Source organism: Pyxidicoccus sp. M6, from assembly GCF_055568925.1.
In genome coordinates this window covers 11,923,448-11,938,787 of the sequence record NZ_CM145714.1, presented here as the reverse complement: position 1 = coordinate 11,938,787, position 15,340 = coordinate 11,923,448, and the positions used below count along the sequence as shown (strand labels likewise).

12 protein-coding genes and 1 pseudogene are annotated in these 15,340 nt (G+C 70.5%); 7 read left to right on the top strand and 6 right to left on the bottom strand.

Annotated features, from left to right (window positions below; translation table 11 throughout):
* Nucleotides 1-6 precede the first annotated feature (6 nt).
* From ACVTJA_RS47010 to ACVTJA_RS46985, 6 genes and pseudogenes are all read left to right on the top strand, one after another.
* Entirely contained in the window at nucleotides 7-816 is an 810-nt protein-coding gene (locus ACVTJA_RS47010) for a hypothetical protein (protein ID WP_465830728.1), read from the top strand.
* A 165-nt stretch (nucleotides 817-981) separates the two neighbouring features.
* Nucleotides 982-1,677 (top strand): J domain-containing protein, encoded by a 696-nt coding sequence (locus ACVTJA_RS47005; protein ID WP_465830726.1) that lies wholly within the window; start codon nucleotides 982-984, stop codon nucleotides 1,675-1,677.
* Between the two features lie 193 nt (nucleotides 1,678-1,870).
* A pseudogene (locus ACVTJA_RS47000) lies at nucleotides 1,871-2,119 on the top strand (sensor histidine kinase); the annotation flags it as partial.
* Between the two features lie 111 nt (nucleotides 2,120-2,230).
* Nucleotides 2,231-2,932 carry a hypothetical protein gene (locus ACVTJA_RS46995; protein ID WP_465830724.1) on the top strand — a complete coding sequence of 234 codons (702 nt, stop codon included), beginning with the start codon at nucleotides 2,231-2,233 and terminating at the stop codon, nucleotides 2,930-2,932.
* Between the two features lie 48 nt (nucleotides 2,933-2,980).
* Complete coding sequence (locus ACVTJA_RS46990) at nucleotides 2,981-4,444, top strand: HEAT repeat domain-containing protein (RefSeq protein ID WP_465830722.1); 1,464 nt, start codon at nucleotides 2,981-2,983, stop codon at nucleotides 4,442-4,444.
* Nucleotides 4,445-4,528: 84 nt separating this feature from the next.
* Nucleotides 4,529-8,641 carry a protein kinase domain-containing protein gene (locus ACVTJA_RS46985; RefSeq protein WP_465830720.1) on the top strand — a complete coding sequence of 1,371 codons (4,113 nt, stop codon included), beginning with the start codon at nucleotides 4,529-4,531 and terminating at the stop codon, nucleotides 8,639-8,641.
* A gap of 24 nt (nucleotides 8,642-8,665) precedes the next feature.
* On the opposite strand, the gene ACVTJA_RS46980 is transcribed toward ACVTJA_RS46985, so the two are convergent.
* From ACVTJA_RS46980 to ACVTJA_RS46965, 4 genes are all read right to left on the bottom strand, one after another.
* Nucleotides 8,666-9,055 (bottom strand): response regulator, encoded by a 390-nt coding sequence (locus ACVTJA_RS46980; protein WP_465830718.1) that lies wholly within the window; start codon nucleotides 9,053-9,055, stop codon nucleotides 8,666-8,668.
* Between the two features lie 158 nt (nucleotides 9,056-9,213).
* Nucleotides 9,214-10,005 carry a hypothetical protein gene (locus tag ACVTJA_RS46975; RefSeq protein ID WP_465830716.1) on the bottom strand — a complete coding sequence of 264 codons (792 nt, stop codon included), beginning with the start codon at nucleotides 10,003-10,005 and terminating at the stop codon, nucleotides 9,214-9,216.
* 133 nt (nucleotides 10,006-10,138) lie between these two features.
* Nucleotides 10,139-11,323, bottom strand: coding sequence for a cytochrome P450 (locus ACVTJA_RS46970; RefSeq protein WP_465830714.1), 1,185 nt, complete (start codon nucleotides 11,321-11,323; stop codon nucleotides 10,139-10,141).
* Between the two features lie 69 nt (nucleotides 11,324-11,392).
* Nucleotides 11,393-11,962 carry a regulatory protein RecX gene (locus ACVTJA_RS46965; protein ID WP_465830712.1) on the bottom strand — a complete coding sequence of 190 codons (570 nt, stop codon included), beginning with the start codon at nucleotides 11,960-11,962 and terminating at the stop codon, nucleotides 11,393-11,395.
* 186 nt (nucleotides 11,963-12,148) lie between these two features.
* Between ACVTJA_RS46965 and ACVTJA_RS46960 the strand changes: the two genes are divergently transcribed.
* The gene (locus ACVTJA_RS46960) at nucleotides 12,149-12,976 is read left to right on the top strand and encodes an SDR family NAD(P)-dependent oxidoreductase (protein ID WP_465830710.1); all 828 of its coding nucleotides are present in this window, start codon (nucleotides 12,149-12,151) and stop codon (nucleotides 12,974-12,976) included.
* Nucleotides 12,977-13,023: 47 nt separating this feature from the next.
* Here the strand turns inward: ACVTJA_RS46960 and ACVTJA_RS46955 are convergent, their stop codons facing one another.
* On the bottom strand, nucleotides 13,024-13,419 hold the full coding sequence (locus ACVTJA_RS46955; protein ID WP_465830708.1) for a VOC family protein: 396 nt from the start codon (nucleotides 13,417-13,419) through the stop codon (nucleotides 13,024-13,026).
* A gap of 157 nt (nucleotides 13,420-13,576) precedes the next feature.
* Nucleotides 13,577-15,265 (bottom strand): hypothetical protein, encoded by a 1,689-nt coding sequence (locus tag ACVTJA_RS46950; protein WP_465830706.1) that lies wholly within the window; start codon nucleotides 15,263-15,265, stop codon nucleotides 13,577-13,579.
* Nucleotides 15,266-15,340 lie beyond the last annotated feature (75 nt).

Genomic DNA, 15,340 nt, shown 5'->3' with positions numbered 1-15,340 from the left:
TTCCAGATGAAACTTCGACTGATGGGACTGAGCGTGGGCGTGGCGGCGGCCTCCGTGGCCGTGTTCGCGTGCAATGTGGAGGACCCGGAGCCGCAGTGCGTGGTGGCCCGCGCGAGCATCGACGGCTCCACCGGCTCCTTCGCCGCGACGTACACCCTGAAGCCCGGGCAGAATCCGGACCTGCAGTGCGCACGGCTCACGCCAGAGCGCGTGGGCCTGCAGAAGTACTTCAGCGAGGACCCGGGAGCGGCGGACACCCTGGCGGTGCGCAGCGCCCGGCTGGGCAAGCTGGGGCGGGACTTCGCGGCCACGCGGCCGGACCCGGACCCCACGCACGCGACGTACTCGGTGGGCCCCTTCGCCAGCGCGGCGCCGGGACCGGACAACTTCTGCGACGTGCCCACGCTGACGCCCGCGCGGCTGGACGTGCCCGCCACGGCGCCAGGCCTGCCGGACGGCGGGGTGCTGCCGGACGGCGGCCCGCCCGCCCAGGCCGCGCAGAGCTTCACGTACGAGTGGTCCAACCTGCGCGTCTACAACACGCCGGGGATTCCGGGCACGCAGTTCATCGCGGACCTGCGCTACACGGAGAACGGCTGCACCGCGGAGTACAGCGCGAAGGGCATCTGGCCGGTGGTGACGTGCGGGCTCAGCGACGGCGGCGTCAACGAGGCGGCGTGCGACCCGTACGCGGACTACGACGCGGGGCGGCTGCGCGGCTCGGGCATCAACCCCATCTTCCCCGTCAAGTGCGACCCCGTGGCCCTCATCTGCGTGCTCACCGGCGAGGTGCCGTCGGACCGCGAGCAGCCGTGACACGGATGCGGTGAGCTCGTCAACGGGCTCGATAACGGGCTCGGCGGAGCGCTGCGTGCTCCGTCGAGCCCGTGAGCGTTGCCGGACCCATCTCGACATTTCAAACGCGGGACGCTACATGGTCGCGGCGCTTCAGCGAGCGCATCCGCCACCACCGTCCCGCGCATGCTTTCGGTTCCCTTCTTCGGCACCGCAACGGAGCTCCGTCGCTTCACGCAGCGCGCCGGCACCTCGGTCGTCCTGGCGAGCACGGACGGCACGGAGAACGCGTTTTCGCCCGAGCTGGCGGACCGCATCTCCGCCTGGTCCACGGACGTGAAGCTGGCGTCGGCCACTCCCGAGGCGCTCGCGCGCGCCGCGGAAGGGGCGGCGGTGAACCCCGGCGATGTCTTCATCTTCGCGGACGGCAAGCCGTGCTGGCGCAGCGAGCCGGCGCTGAACCTGGACACGCAGGCGCTGGCGTCTCAGGCGGTGTCGCTGTTCATCAGCGCGCTGTCGCAGCAGGGCTACGTGCGGCTCAAGCAGCGCGAGCGCAACGAGGCCATCCTCACGCGCGTGAAGCTCATCGCCATGGAGCGGCTCCTGAAGAACCGCGCGAAGCGGGCCTCGCGCGCGAAGGGCGCGCCGCCGGAGCCGGAGCGGGTGGAGGACCCGTACGCGCTGCTGGGGCTGCCGCCGGGAGCCTCGTTCGAGGAAGCACGCGCGGCGCGCAACGTGCTCCTGCAGCAGTACCACCCGGACAAGGTGGCGGGGCTGGGGCCGAAGCTGCGCGAAGTGGCCGAGGCGGAGACGAAGCGCATCAACGCCGCCTTCGCGAGCCTCACGGCGCCGGTGCGCCCGGGACGGAGCGGGCGGCAGTAGACACGCGCTGTGTGAACCTGCACGCCGGGGCTTCGCGTGGCTTGGACGGCGTGGAGCATCCCTGTTACGGGTGGAGCTCCCGTGGCATGCGGGGGCCATGGGCCCTCGCTATGCAGAGCGGGACATGAGGACTTCCGCCTTGCGCCGAGAGCCCCCCTTGGAGCCGCCGACGTTCGCGACGGTGCGTGCCGTCGCCGAGGCCGCCCGGCTGGTGGTGCGCGACGAGGGCATGGGCATCGAGCCCGAGGCGCTGCCGCGCATCTTCGAGAAGTTCGAGCGCGCTCCTTCCGCCCGAAACCACGGCGGCCTCGGGCTGGGCCTCTTCATCGTGCGGCAGATTGTGGACGCCCACGGAGGCACCATCCACGTGGCCAGCGAGCCCGGGCGCGGCGCCACCTTCGAGGTGCGCCTGCCGTCGCGGGCCGCCGTGTTGAAACCATGAAGCTTCCGTGAGGATTCGCGCCCCTGTGTGCCCGTAGGTTGCTTGACGGGGTTGTCCACGGAGGGAAGCGGGATGCGGGAGCCGAGGCTGAGGGGGATTGGGAGGGCCTGGTTGGCCGTCGTGGTGCTGCTGGGGATGGCACCGAGGGACGCGGCCGCCGAGCTGCCCCTGCTCTCGCTTCCCTCCGTGGGGATGCGCCCACTTGGCGCGAGCGCGCTCGTGGGGACGGACGCCGCGGGCGTGGGGGCATTCGTTCCAATCAATCGCGCCTGGGCGGAGGGTGCGCCCGTCCAGAGCCTCGTGCTGGAAATGAGACTGGGTTACGACAACAGCACGTGGGCTTTTGACGCGGCGTATCACCGGCAGCTCACGCCGCAGTACGCCGGCGCCCCCTGCGGCAACCCTGATGACCGGGACGAGGCCGAGTCTCCGGGGGAGGAGGTGTCCTGCATCGCGATTCTGGTCGCCGAGCCCCGGCGCTTCAACGTGGCGGCGCAGCTCGGGCTCCACGTGCGCACGGCCACCCGCGACAGCGACGAGGCAGGCCTGGGGCCGGCCCTGGGCGTCTCCATGTCGCGGCGGTTTCCCTTCGGCGAGGCCTTCCTCGGCGTGCAGGGCGCGGCGGTGCGTGTTCCCGCCGGTGGGAGACTCGAGGTCCCGGTGCGCGCGAGCCTCGGCTTGCAGCACGAGGTGTCGAGGCTGCTGCGCGCCATGCTGGTGACGCGCGGCGGCTGGGACGACCTGCGTCAGGGCATCGGCTCCCAGCTCTCCGCGGATGCGACGCTGTCGGTGGGGGTGGACGTTTGGTATTGAGCCTCCCGGGTAGGCTATGCATGGGCCTTCTTCGACGAGGAGGGGCCCATGAGGAAGTCACTGGGAAGCGCGCTGTTGCTGCTGGCCGTGGGGTGCGCCCATGCGCCCGCGGAACCCGAGACCGCCACGCCGGCACCGGCACCGGCGGAGAGCTCCGCTGCTCCCGCGCAGAGCGCCGCGGCCCCCGCGCAGAGCGCCACGGCACCGGCGGAGAGCACACAGGTGCTGGGGGAGCGCGCCGAGCAGGCATATGAGGCCCTGGACTTCCCCGCGTGCAAGGAGCGCTTCCTCCAGCTCGCCGAGGCGAGCACGGATGACGTGTCCCGCAACGAGGCCCGCTATCGGGCCGCGAGCTGCGCCGCGCTGAACGGTGAGGCGCCCCTGGCGCTGCAGTTGCTGAAGCGCGTGGTCGACGGCGGCTTCGCGGAGGCGGAACGTCTGAAGTTCGACCCGGAGCTGGACACGCTCCATGCCGACTCCAACTGGAGTCGCGTGGTGGACCATGTGGAGTCCAACCGCCGGCTTGAGCGGAACCTGGAGCCCAATCCCTTTCCCATCGCGAAGCTCGGAGCCGTCGACGTGTATGGCTCGCGCCGCGTGGATGGCGAGACCGTGCTCCGTCTGCTGAAGTACGAGGTGGGGAAGCCCGCCGTGCACAGCGGCGCCATGTTCAAGCTCGCCGAGAAGACGCTGCGCGAGAAGCACGACCTTGCCTTCGCGAGCATCAGCTACATCTATTTCCACTCGGGCGACGACAAAGGCCGCGCGTACATCACGGCGGACCTCGTGGACGCGGAGGACGCGCACCGGCTGCGCTTCCTCCCCACGCCGTCCGGCCATCCGGAGGACCCGCAGGGGCTCGTCGCCCGGTGGCGGGCCTACGATAAGCGGGTCCAGGCCATCATGATGGCCGGCGAGCTGGACCCGTCCCAGCCGAAGTGCCGCGTGGTCCACTGCGCCTTCGGCTTCGGCCACCCGGAGCTGGAGCCCATCGAGGCCGTCTTCGTCGAGAAGGTGCCCGCGGCGAAGGACGGGCTGGTGAAGGTGCTGCGCGAGGAGGCCGACGCCGAGTCGCGCGAGGCGGCGGCCTTCCTGCTCGGATATGCCGCCACTCCGGAGGAGACGGTGGCGGCGCTGGTGCCGTTCATCCGCGACCCGGAAGTCGGCGTGCGCAACGCCGTGCTGCGCGTGCTGCTGGCCACCCAGGAGAAGGCGGACCACCCGCTGATGGACGTGGCCACGGTGGTGGACGCGCTCTCCCTGCCGCAGACGACGGACCGCAACAAGTCGGCCTTCCTGCTGGACTACCTGTTGGAAGACCTCAAGCCCGCGGCGCTGAAGGCGCAGCGCAAGCCGCTCATCCAGCAGCTCGGCGAGCAGCTCGTCACCATGGCGTCGCTCAACCAGCCCATCAACCGCGAGCCCGCGGTGAGCGTCCTCCAGAAGCTGTCCGGGAAGAAGTATGAGACGGGCGAGCAGTGGAGGACGTGGCTCGCGAAGCAGAAGCGGTAGTCACAAGCGCGCCCTCGTGACTCTCTCCACGGGAGGCCGTGTGTCCCGCGACACGCGGCCTCCACGGGACTCGAGAGGGACACGATGGGCGAGCCCACGCACACGGAATCCGACTTCCAGGACTCGCTGCTGAGGGTGCTCTCCGGCGCGCACGCGGAGGCGCCGCTGCCGCTGCCAGGAGAGCGGCTGGGAGGGCTGGACGGGGCGCGGTACGAGGTGCTCGCGCCGCTGGGCGGCGGAGGCATGGGCCAGGTGTTCCGGGCCCTGGACCACGAGCTGCGGCGCACCGTGGCCCTCAAGTTCCTGGCGCGGGGGCCCCGGCTCGCCGAGCCGGAGCGCCGCGAGCGCCTCCTGCGAGAGGAAGCGCAGGCCATCGCCCGGCTGGACCACGAGAACATCGTCCGCATCCACGACGTGTCCGTGTGGAACCCCGGCCCGAGGAGCGCGTCCGGCCCGGGCACTCCCCGGGTTGCCTTCCTGGTGATGGAGCTCCTGGAGGGCGAGTCCCTGCAGGCCCTGCTGCGGCGGGGGCCGCTCGACGCGCGGCGTGTGCTCGACATCCTGGTGGACGTGGCGGCGGGCCTGGCGCACGCGCACGAGCGGGGCCTGGTGCATCGCGACCTCAAGCCGGGCAACGTCTTCATCCTGCGAGGGGGCCGGGCGAAGCTCCTCGACTTCGGCCTGGCACGGCTGTCGGCGGCGGCGTCCCCCGATGACTCCATGGACCGGGCGGGAACGCCTCCGTACATGGCTCCGGAGCAGTGGGCGGGAGGACCCGTGGACGCGCGCGCGGACGTGTGGGCCGCGGGCGTGCTGCTCTTCCAGTTGCTCCGCGGCCGGCTGCCGCTGCGCGAGCTGAACACCCGGGAGCTGCGCGCGAGAGTCCTGTCCACCGAGCCGATGCCCTCCGTGCGCGAGGGTCGCTCCGAGCTGCCCGAGGCGCTGGAGCGACTGGTGGCCTCGGCCCTCGCGAAGGACGTGGAGGCCCGTCCCGCCTCGGGGGCCGCGCTGCTGGAGCGGCTGTGCGCGCTGCGCGAGCAGATGGCTCCACGCGCGTCCCGGAGCTCGGGCGCCGTCCTGGCGGAGCGGCGGCAGGTGACGCTGGTGTCGTGCCGGCTGTCGCTGCGCCCGGCCGCCGGGCGGTACCTGGACCCGGAGGACGCCGTCGAGCTGGAGGCGGCCCTTCGCCGCGCCTGTGAGGACGTGCTGCGCCAGCATGGCGGCGCTCCAATGAGGGCGGGTGGCTCTGGCGTGCTCGCGTGCTTCGGCTTTCCCGTTGCCCGCGAGGACGACGCGGAGTGGGCGGTGCGCGCGGCGTTGTGCCTGACACGGACGCTGCCGGGAAGGTCAGCCGACGCGCGCATTCAAGGCGTGGAGACGCGGGTGGGCGTCCACTCGGACCTGGTGGTCCTGGCGGAGCCTCCGGCTGGCGCTGACGGTACGGCGCCCGACCCGCGGGGTGAGGCCCCCGGAGTGGCGCGCTGGCTCGCGGAGCAGGCCGCCCCCGGCACGGTGCTCGTCAGCGACGCGACGCGGATGCTCGTGCGCGGGCGCTTCCGTGCGAAGGCCCTGGGCACGGAGACGTTCCATGGGCTGTCCGGCATCTCTTCCATGGGGCTCCACCAGGTGCTGGGAGAGGTCTGGGGTGTGAGCCGCTTCGATGGCTCGCGCATTCCCGGCGCGCTGTCTCCGCTGGTGGGGCGTGAGCGCGAGCTGCGCCAGTTGGCCGCGTGGCGGGACGCGCCACCGGCCGGAAAGGGGACCGTCGTCCTGCTACGAGGGGACGCCGGCATCGGCAAGTCACGCCTCGTCCAGGAGCTGCATGACCGGGAGCCGCGAGGGGCGAGCACCTGGGCCCGCTGCCAGTGCTGGCCGCAGTATGGCCACAGCGCCTTCCACCCGCTCATCGAATGGCTCCAGCGCTTCCTGGAGCTGGCGCCCGAGGACGCGCCGGCGCGCAGGCGGCAGCAGCTGGATGCGTGGCTGGGAGTCCTCGGCCTGCCACGCGAGCAGTTCAATCCGCTCGCCTCGCTCCTGTCGCTGCCCATCGCGGAGGGCGCTCCCTTCCTGCACCTGTCCGGCGAGCGGCAGCGGGAGCGCATCCTGGAGGCGCTCGCCGCGCTGCTGCGGCACTCGGCCTCGAGGCGGCCCTTCATGTTGGTGGTGGAGGACCTGCACTGGGCGGACCCTTCCACGCTCCAGTTCCTGGACGTCCTTCCACGGCAGCTCGATGACGCGTCCGTTCGCGTGCTGCTCACCGCGCGACCCGACTTCCGGCACACGTGGACCGGACGCCCGGGCTTTCATGTCCTGGAGGTGGCGCCACTGTCGCCCGAGGACACGGCGGCCCTCGTGCGCGAGGCTTCGCGGGAGCACGCGCTGCCTGACGCCATGGTGGCCCGGCTCGTGGCCAGCTCGGACGGCATCCCTCTCTTCGCGGAGGAGCTGACGCGCGCGGTGTTGGAGCTGGGAGTGCCGGACGCGTCCGCGCCGGACACCCCACCGATTCCCTCCTCGCTGAGCGGGTTGTTGCTGGCGAGGTTGGACGCGCTCCCTACGCGCCAGAGGGCACAGCTCCAGCTCGCGGCCACGCTGGGCCGGGAGTTCAGCTACGAGCTGCTGCGCGCCGTTTCGTTCCTGCCGGAGGCGGAGCTGCTGCCGGAGCTGGAGGAGCTCGAGCGAGCCGGGCTGCTCTTCCGGCGAGGAGCACCGCCCTTCGCCACGTATGCCTTCAGGCATGCGCTCATCCAGGACGCGGCCTACCAGTGCCTGCTGCGGAGCACCCGGCAGCGCCACCATGCCCGGGTCGTCCAGGCGCTGGAGCTGGAGTTCCCCGAGCTCGTGGAGGAGCAGCCGGAGCTGCTGGCGCAGCACGCGACGAAAGCGGGGATGACGTCACGGGCGGTGGACCTGTGGCAGCGCGCCGGGCAGCGGGCCCTGGAGAAGTCCGCCATCGCCGAGGCCGCGGAGCACCATTCCCGTGCACTGGAGCAGCTCCTGTTGCTGCCCGCCTCGCGCGAGCGGGACAAGCGGGAGGTGGCCCTGCGCGGCGAGCTCGGTCTGGCACTCGTCCTCGCTCGCGGGTTCGCGCCGGAGGAAGTGAGGACCGTCTATCGCCGGGCACTGGAGTTGAGCGACCCCATGGGAGACACCCCCATCCAGGTGCTGTGGGGGCTCTGGAACACGGCGATGGTGCGAGGCGACCCTGACGAGGCGGACCTGCTGGCGTCGCGCATGCGGTGCCTGTTGGGGACGTCACTGGAAGCGGAGCCGCGGATGGTGGTGCACGGCGCGCTGTCCTTTCTGCACTACTGGAGGGGAGACTACGCGGGCTGCCGGATGCACGGACTCCAGGTCCGGACGCTGTTCGCCACGCAGGCCCTTCCGCAATCCTTCTTCCAGACCTACGGCGGCCGCGAGAGCTACGTCGTCGAGCAGATTCTCTACGGGCACCTGTTCCTGGCCGTCAGCGAGCTGCAGCTCGGCATGGCCCGGACGGCGCACGCCAGCTACACGGCGGCGCTCGCGTTCGCCGAGTCGATGCACCACCCCTATGCGCTGGCGACGGCGCTGATGTTCGGGCTGGCCATGGACGCGGAGACGAACCGCCTGGAGGAGGCGCGGGCGGTGGCGGAGCGGGCCTGCGCGATATGCGCGGAGAATGGGTTCTCGTTCATCATGGCGGAATGCCGCTGCTTCCAGGGCATGGTGCTCGCGCTGCTGGGAGCTTCGGAGGAGGGCATCGCGAGGGCGCGCGAGGGATTGGGAATGTTGCGCGCCATGGGGGCCCGGCTGGTCTACTCCTTCTGCACGGCATGCCTTGCCCGGGCGTACCTCTGCGCCGGACAGCTCGACGAGGCGACCGAGGTCATCGACGAAGGCCTGGCATTGATGAAGGAGACGCGGGCGGGCCATTACCTGCCAGAGTTGCTCCAGCTCCGCGGTGAGGTGCACCTGCTGCGAGGGGAGCCGCGTGCCGCGAGGGAAGCCTTCGAGCAGGCGCTCGGCACGGCCCGGAGCTTCGGCTCGGCACGGCACGTGTTGCGGGTGGGCGTGCGCCTGGCCCAGCTCCTGCGGGACATCGGGGACTCGGGTGATGCGCACGCAATACTGACAGCGGCCTGCGTCGGTGCGCCTCCGGACGAGGACCTGCCCGACCTGGGCACCGCGCGAAGGCTGCTGGCCGAGCTGTCCTGAGCCGTGCCTCCGGAGCCCGGGGTTTCAGGCCACGGAGGCAAGCGTGGGTCCGTCCCTCCCTCCGCCGAGGCTCCGTCTCACCTCCGCGAGGAGCCGGGACAAATCACCGTCCTTGTGCAGGAAGACCTCCCCTCGCGGGGCGATGATGGCGTTCTCGCTGCTGTGGATGATGAGCGGGGTACCGCGCAGGTGCTCGTCGGCGCGCAGCCGGTGACACAACTCCAGCCCGTTCACTCGCGGCATGTGCACGTCGGTGATGATGAGGTCGGGGTGCACCGTGAGGGCCTGTTCCAGCCCCTCCTGGCCATCACGCGCCGTCGAAACGACACAGCCCAGCTCTTCCAGGGCGTACGTGTAGATTTCGAGGAGGTCCGCGTCGTCGTCGATGAGGAGGACCCTGGGCTGGCTGTTCATGCTGCGCCTCGTTCCGGTGATGGGCGACCGTGCGCCCCGTCTACTTGGAGTGGGACGCGAGCGCGAGAATGTGAACGAGCGCGTTGGACAGTCGGTGGGAACAGGCGGTCAGGGGCTTCGCCGGGGAATGGCGTGCGGAGAGGAAGGGCCGGTGGGCTTCAGAACGGAGGCAGCGCGCGCCGGGGAATCGCCGCGAGCGTGGCCGCGAGGTCACCGTGGTGCTCATGGAAGGCGCGCAGGAAGGCATGGGCCGCCTGCGTGGCCTCCGGGAGGGACGGCGTGCCCTTCAGTGGCGGCGCCCTCCAGCCCGGGTGGGTCAGCACCTCGATGAAGGGCAGCACGTCGTGTGCACCCAACAACAGTCGGGTGGGGCCCTTTCCATGCCACACCCCGTGGCGCCGCCCGTCACGGCCGCGCTTGCGGCTCCAGGACGTCGCGCAGGCCTGCTTGAGGTAGTCGTTGAAGGCCCGCTGGCCTCCGGGCACGCGCACCAGCTCGCGCAGGAGCTCCGCGAGCAGTCCGCGGTCGAGGTTCCACCCGTGCCGATGGCGGCGATACGCCCGCCGGCGCGCCTCCCCGATTTCCTTCTCGGCGGTGCTCTCGAAGTGTTCGTTCCACTTCAGGTGGCTCAGGGCGTGCTCGCCGATGAGTCCCTGCGGCAGCAGGCCGCGCACGCGCTTCAGGCGGTCATCGCGGGGCAGGTTGGCGGTGACGGCGCGGGCCCAGCGCTGGAAGGGATTGACCTTGTCCCGGGAGCGGCGCCGCCACACGACGTAGCGCATCTCGCGCGTGGAGTCCTCGTCCAGGTCGGGACAGTCGTCCGCGGCGTCGGGGTCGAGCTCGAGCCGATTCAGGCGGCTGCGCACGGCATGCCGGGTGCTCCGGGTGATGGATGCCTTGGCCTCGCGTGCCCCCTTGCGTCCGGTGGAGGGCAGCAGGCTGCGAGCCATGTCGTACGCTTTTTCGTCGCCGTGGACCAAGGGGACCCCCGTGTCCCGCGAAGGACGCGAGCGGCCGCGAGGCCTGACCGCGGGGCCTGGCCTTCCCTCGACCGAACGCCCATGGCCCCCGGCGCCGTAGCCGTCAGGCGGGAACGAGCTCCATCGGCAGCGTACGGGGCCCGTGGATGGTGAGGCCGGGGAGCCACTCGACGTCCGGGGAGCGGAGCTTCACGGCGCGGATGCGAGGGACGAGCGCCTCCAGCGCGAGCCGCGCCTCCATGCGTGCGAGCTGTGCGCCAAGGCAGAAGTGGATGCCGTGCCCGAAGGTGAGGTGCTGGCTGCCCTTGTCTCGGCCGGGGAGGAAGCGGTCCGGTTGCTCGAAGACGCGCTCGTCGCGGTTGGCGCTGCCCACCAGCCCCATGACGAGGCTGCCCGCGGGCACGGTGGTGCCGGACAGCTCGACGTCCGTCACGGCGATGCGGAAGGCGAACTGCACGGGGGACTCGTAGCGGAGCACCTCCTCGAGGAAGCGCGGAATGTGCGTCGCGTCGGCGCGTGCCTGTTCGAGTTGCTCGGGGAAGCGGGCGAGGAGGATGGCCGCGTTGCCGATGAGCTGCGCGGTCGTCTCCATGCCGGCGGGCAGGAGGAGGAAGAGGAAGGAGAGGACCTCCGCGTCGGTGAGCTGGCGGCCCTCGACTTCCGCGCGGAGCAAATCACTCACCATGTCGTCCCCGGGCTGGCGGCGGCGCGCGGCGATGACGTCTCCGAGGTAGGCCTCCATCTCCTTCACGGTGTCGCGGATGCCCTGGTGTTGCTCGGGCACGGCGGAGCTGATGAGGCCCATGTTGACGGACCAGCGCTTGAACTCGGTGAAGGTGGAGGGCTCCAGTCCGAGCATGCGGCCGATGATGTTGCGAGGCAGCACGAAGGAGAGTGCGTCCACGAAGTCCACCTCGCGGCGGCGGACGGCGGCCTCGGCCAGTGTCTCGGCCTCATGGCGCACCTGGGCTTCCAGCCGCGCCATGCCCGAGGCACCGAAGGCCCGGCTCACCAGCGCGCGAAGCTGCGTGTGTCGCGGCGGGTCCCTCGTGACGAGCGACTGCGCCACCGGGTTGGGCCCGAGCCACGGCGGCTCGGCCGTCACCGCGAGGGCCTCGGACGAGAAGCGCTGTGCGTCCTTCTGAATCGCGCGCACGTCGTCATAGCGGGCGGCGGCATAGGCACCGAAGGGCTCGATGCGGCAGAGGCCGGGCTCGGCGCGCATGCGGGCGTAGAGGTCGTGGCGCTCGGCTTCGGAGGCGGGGGCGAACAGGTCGTACGTCTTCAACGGTGTCTCCGGTGGGGAGGGACTCCGTTGGGGATACGGACGATGCGGCGGAGGCTGGTCGTGGGGCGGCTACGCCGGGTCCGAGTCGATGACCTTCTTCGCGATGCCGAACGAGAATCCCGCCCGAGCGAGTGCGGCCAAATCCCGCTGCCGGTTCTCCTCGCGCGTCCGCGCATCCCTGCGGAACGGGCCCAGCCGCTTCTTTCGCGCCCAGATGCGCGCGGCCTCCTCGTCGGAAACCTCGGACGAGGCATCCGCCACCTTGCGCGCGACGAGCTCCGCGGAGACGCCCTTCAGCCTCAGCTTCTGCGCAATCATCCGCGTGCTGCGGCCCGAGGCACGCAGGGACGTGGCCTTCATTCGCGCATAGGCCTCGTCATTGAGGAGCCCGTTGCGGACGAGCTTCGCGACGAGCTCGTCCACCCACTTGAGCACCTCCGCGCGGTCTCCACCGTGGAACTTGAGGGACTTGTCCACCCGGCGCATCAGCACGCGCTGGAGCTGGCTCTGCGTGGCCGCGTACCGCTTCAGGTAGTGCAGGGCGGCGTTCTCCAGGTACTTCTGAGACACCTTGCGGGGCCGCTTCGGCTGTCGCGGGCCCGCGGGCTTCCTGTCCTCTCCGTCCCGCGACTCGTCCATGGAGATGGGGTCTACCACCCGGGTCTGACCGCCTGAAGGGATTGCAGAGGTGGGGCTCACGAGCCGCCCCGTCATACGCCCGCCCGGCCGCATGCCCCGCGCACGGGCCTGCGTGCCTTCCCGATGCGTCGCCCCGTCCCCACCCATGAGTGCACTCCCGCCTTTCGCACCTTGAAGGACACACCCATGGCCACCAAGAAGAAGACCGCGCCCGAGTCCCGTCCCCTCGCCCTCGTCACCGGTGCCTCCAGCGGCATCGGCCTGGAGCTCGCGAGACAGTTCGCCCAGAACGGCTTCGACCTGCTCATCGCCGCCGAGGACGCCGGCATCAACCAGGCCCGCACCGAGCTGTCGACAGACGGCGCCCGCGTCGAGTCCCTTCAGGTGGACCTCGCCACGTACGACGGCGTGGAGCAGCTCTACAAGAAGGTGCAGGAACTGGGGCGTCCGGTGGACGCGCTCGCGGTGAACGCGGGCGTGGGCGTGGGCGGTGACTTCGCGCGCGAGACGGACCTGAAGGCCGAGCTCAACCTCATCCAGCTCAACATCACCTCGGCCGTGCACCTCACCAAGCGCGTGGTGAAGGACATGGTGGCGCGCGGGGAGGGGCGCATCCTCTTCACCTCGTCCATCGCCGCCGTGCTGCCCGCGCCGTTGGAGGCCGTGTACGGCGCGTCGAAGGCCTTCCTCCAGTCCTTCTCCGAGGCGCTGCGCAACGAGTTGAAGGACGTGGGCATCACCGTCACCGCGCTGATGCCGGGCCCCACGGAGACGAACTTCTTCCACCGCGCCGGCATGGACGACACCCGCGTGGGTCAGCAGGAGAAGGACGACCCGGCGCAGGTCGCGAAGGAGGGCTTCGAGGCCCTCATGGCCGGCAAGGACAAGGTGGTCGCCGGCTCGCTGACCAACAAGGTGATGGCCGCCTCCACGCGCGTCCTGCCTGACGCCGCGAAGACGGCCATGCATCGCCACATGTCGGAGAAGGACCCGAAGGTCTCTCACGACTCGTGAGCCGTGCCGCGCTCCGAGCCGGGGCTCCCTCGGGGCGTCCCGGCGCGTCAGGCCTTCTTCGCGGACTCGAACAGCGCGCACGTCGCGCCGGACGGGTCCTCAATCACGGCGTAGCGGCCCATGCCTCCGGCGGAGCGCACCTGGCTGCGCAGCTTGCCGCCCAGCGCGGTGACGCGCTCCAGGCTGCGGTCCAGGTTCTCCACGGTGATGTAGATCATCCACCCGCCCGGCTGGTCCGCGTTGGAGCCTCGCGCGTGGCAGATGCCTCCGGCGGCAGCCTCGGTGCCGGGCGGGGTCATCACGAAGTCCTCGTACCCGCCCATGTCCAGACTGGACGCCGTCCAGCCCACCACGTCCTGGTAGAAGTCCTTCACCTTGACGGCGTCCTTCACCGTGAGGTCCATCCAGCCCACGCTGCCCATCGGCTTGCTGCCGTCGCTCATGTGTACTCCTCCCGGCGGCGCACTCTACTTGCCTGCGGCTGCAAGAAAAATTCTCCCCACCGCGCTGACCCTGCTGGAGGCGATGCTCTACAAGGCTGGCCACAATCGGTGCGGCCATCGCGAACATCCGAAAGCGCCAGTCCTCGATGAAGGAGTCTCAGGCTGCTCCGCCTCCGTTTGGAAGAGCCATCACTGCCGCCTGGAAGGAGCCGTTCGGCAATCCGATGGGAGAGCCGCGCTCGGTTCCCTCGTCGTTGAGCTCGACGTTCAGTGCACGGAGGGTGCTCTGCGCCTTCCGGAGCAGGAGGTCGAGGCTCTTCTGGGCCTTCCGGATTTCGTCGCTGATGCCATCGACATTCCGCCGGATGGCTTCACTGTGCTTCTCCATCTTTTCGAGGCGGGAGAGCTCGGATTCGATGCGCGCTTCGATGTCGCGCAGCGCAGTGATGTCGCCTGCATCGCCAGTCGTGCGGCTCCGGGTGACGAGCGCCATCCCGAGGAGTACGGCGGCGTGGAGGTAGGCGTCCGTCGCGGGGTCCTCTTCATTCCAGGTCACGAGGACATTGTTTCCGTAGCGCACGAACCGAGGGAACACATCGCTCGCATGTGAGCGAGCCATCACGAACACGCCGGCCGAGGACTCTCGGTTCTTGCGTGCGGCGTCGAGCTCGTCGAGAGCCTTCTGCACCGTGTAGGTTGCATCACGCTTCGCCTCGAACACCACGCCCGCTCCGGCGAAGGCGCTCTCCTGGGTGAACCGCAGCACCGCGTCGCCCTTCTTGCACCGGCCGACACCCGCCGTCGCTCCAGTCACGTCGAGGATGCAGGGGGCACCCTGGGTGGCGGCGCGGACGAAGGAAATGACCGCGTCCTCGAAGTCGAACCCGCCGCGCGTGCTCTTCTGGTCCTGCGTACGCCGGGTCTCGATGCGCGCGAGCGCCTCCCGGACCTCCTTCTCGAACTGGGCCTGGCGGGACTCCTGCTGCTTGTCGCGGTCGCTCTGGGTCGCGGCCTGCTCCTGGAGGAGTTGCGTGAGGCTCGCCTTCAGGATGGACATGGGCGAGCTGGGCGCATCCGGATTCACGGCGGACAGAACCGCTTCACGGGACCGCTGTGTCTCGCGGACGAGCCGGCTCAAGAGCGAGTTCTCGTCGTTCGCATCCAGGGCCGCGAGCGCAGCGGAGAGCTGCCGGGCGCGGTCCTCGTCGGCCCCTTTCAGCTCCTCGCGGAGGCTGCGGAGGAACCGGGCGACCGCGCCATCCTCGGCGAGCGGATCGAGCGCGCGCACGAGCTCCGCGTGCCCCTGGTTCATGACCGCCCGGAGCTGCCCCTCGAGGGTCTTCACCAGGCCGTTGCTGTCGGTGGGGCTCAGCTTCTTGAAGAGCGGGCTCGCTTCACCAACCTGACGCGCGAGCGCCTCGGCGAGCACGCTGTTCTTCGGGCCGAGGTATTTGTCGAGCAGCCGGGCGAGGACGCCCTGGTCCTCGACGAATGCGGAGAGGCGCTGGGTGACCTGTCCGTCCTTCGGGTCGAAGAAGCTCCCCAGCACGGCGGCAATCGTCGCCTGCTGTTGCTCGATGTGGGCGCGGAGCTGGTCGTCGAGGTCCGCGACGAGGGCTTCTCCCACGTCCTTCAGCTTCGCCTCCTGCGCCGCGGTGTGCGCATTGTGAAGTGCCCGGAGGCCGATGCTCCAGGCATCGAGGGCGAGCTGTTCGCGTTGTGCCTCGTCGAGGTCTCCGAAGAGGGCGATGCTGGTGGGGCGCGGGTCGCGCACGTGCGCGGCGACCTCTTCGGAGACGTAGGCAACGGAGACTTGAAGCTGGGCGGCGCGATTCAGGTTTGTCATGGTGACCCTCCCCGATGCATTGGCCGCGCCAGCGCCTGCGTGCCTACTCCACGGGCAGCCGCTTTCCTGGGTTCA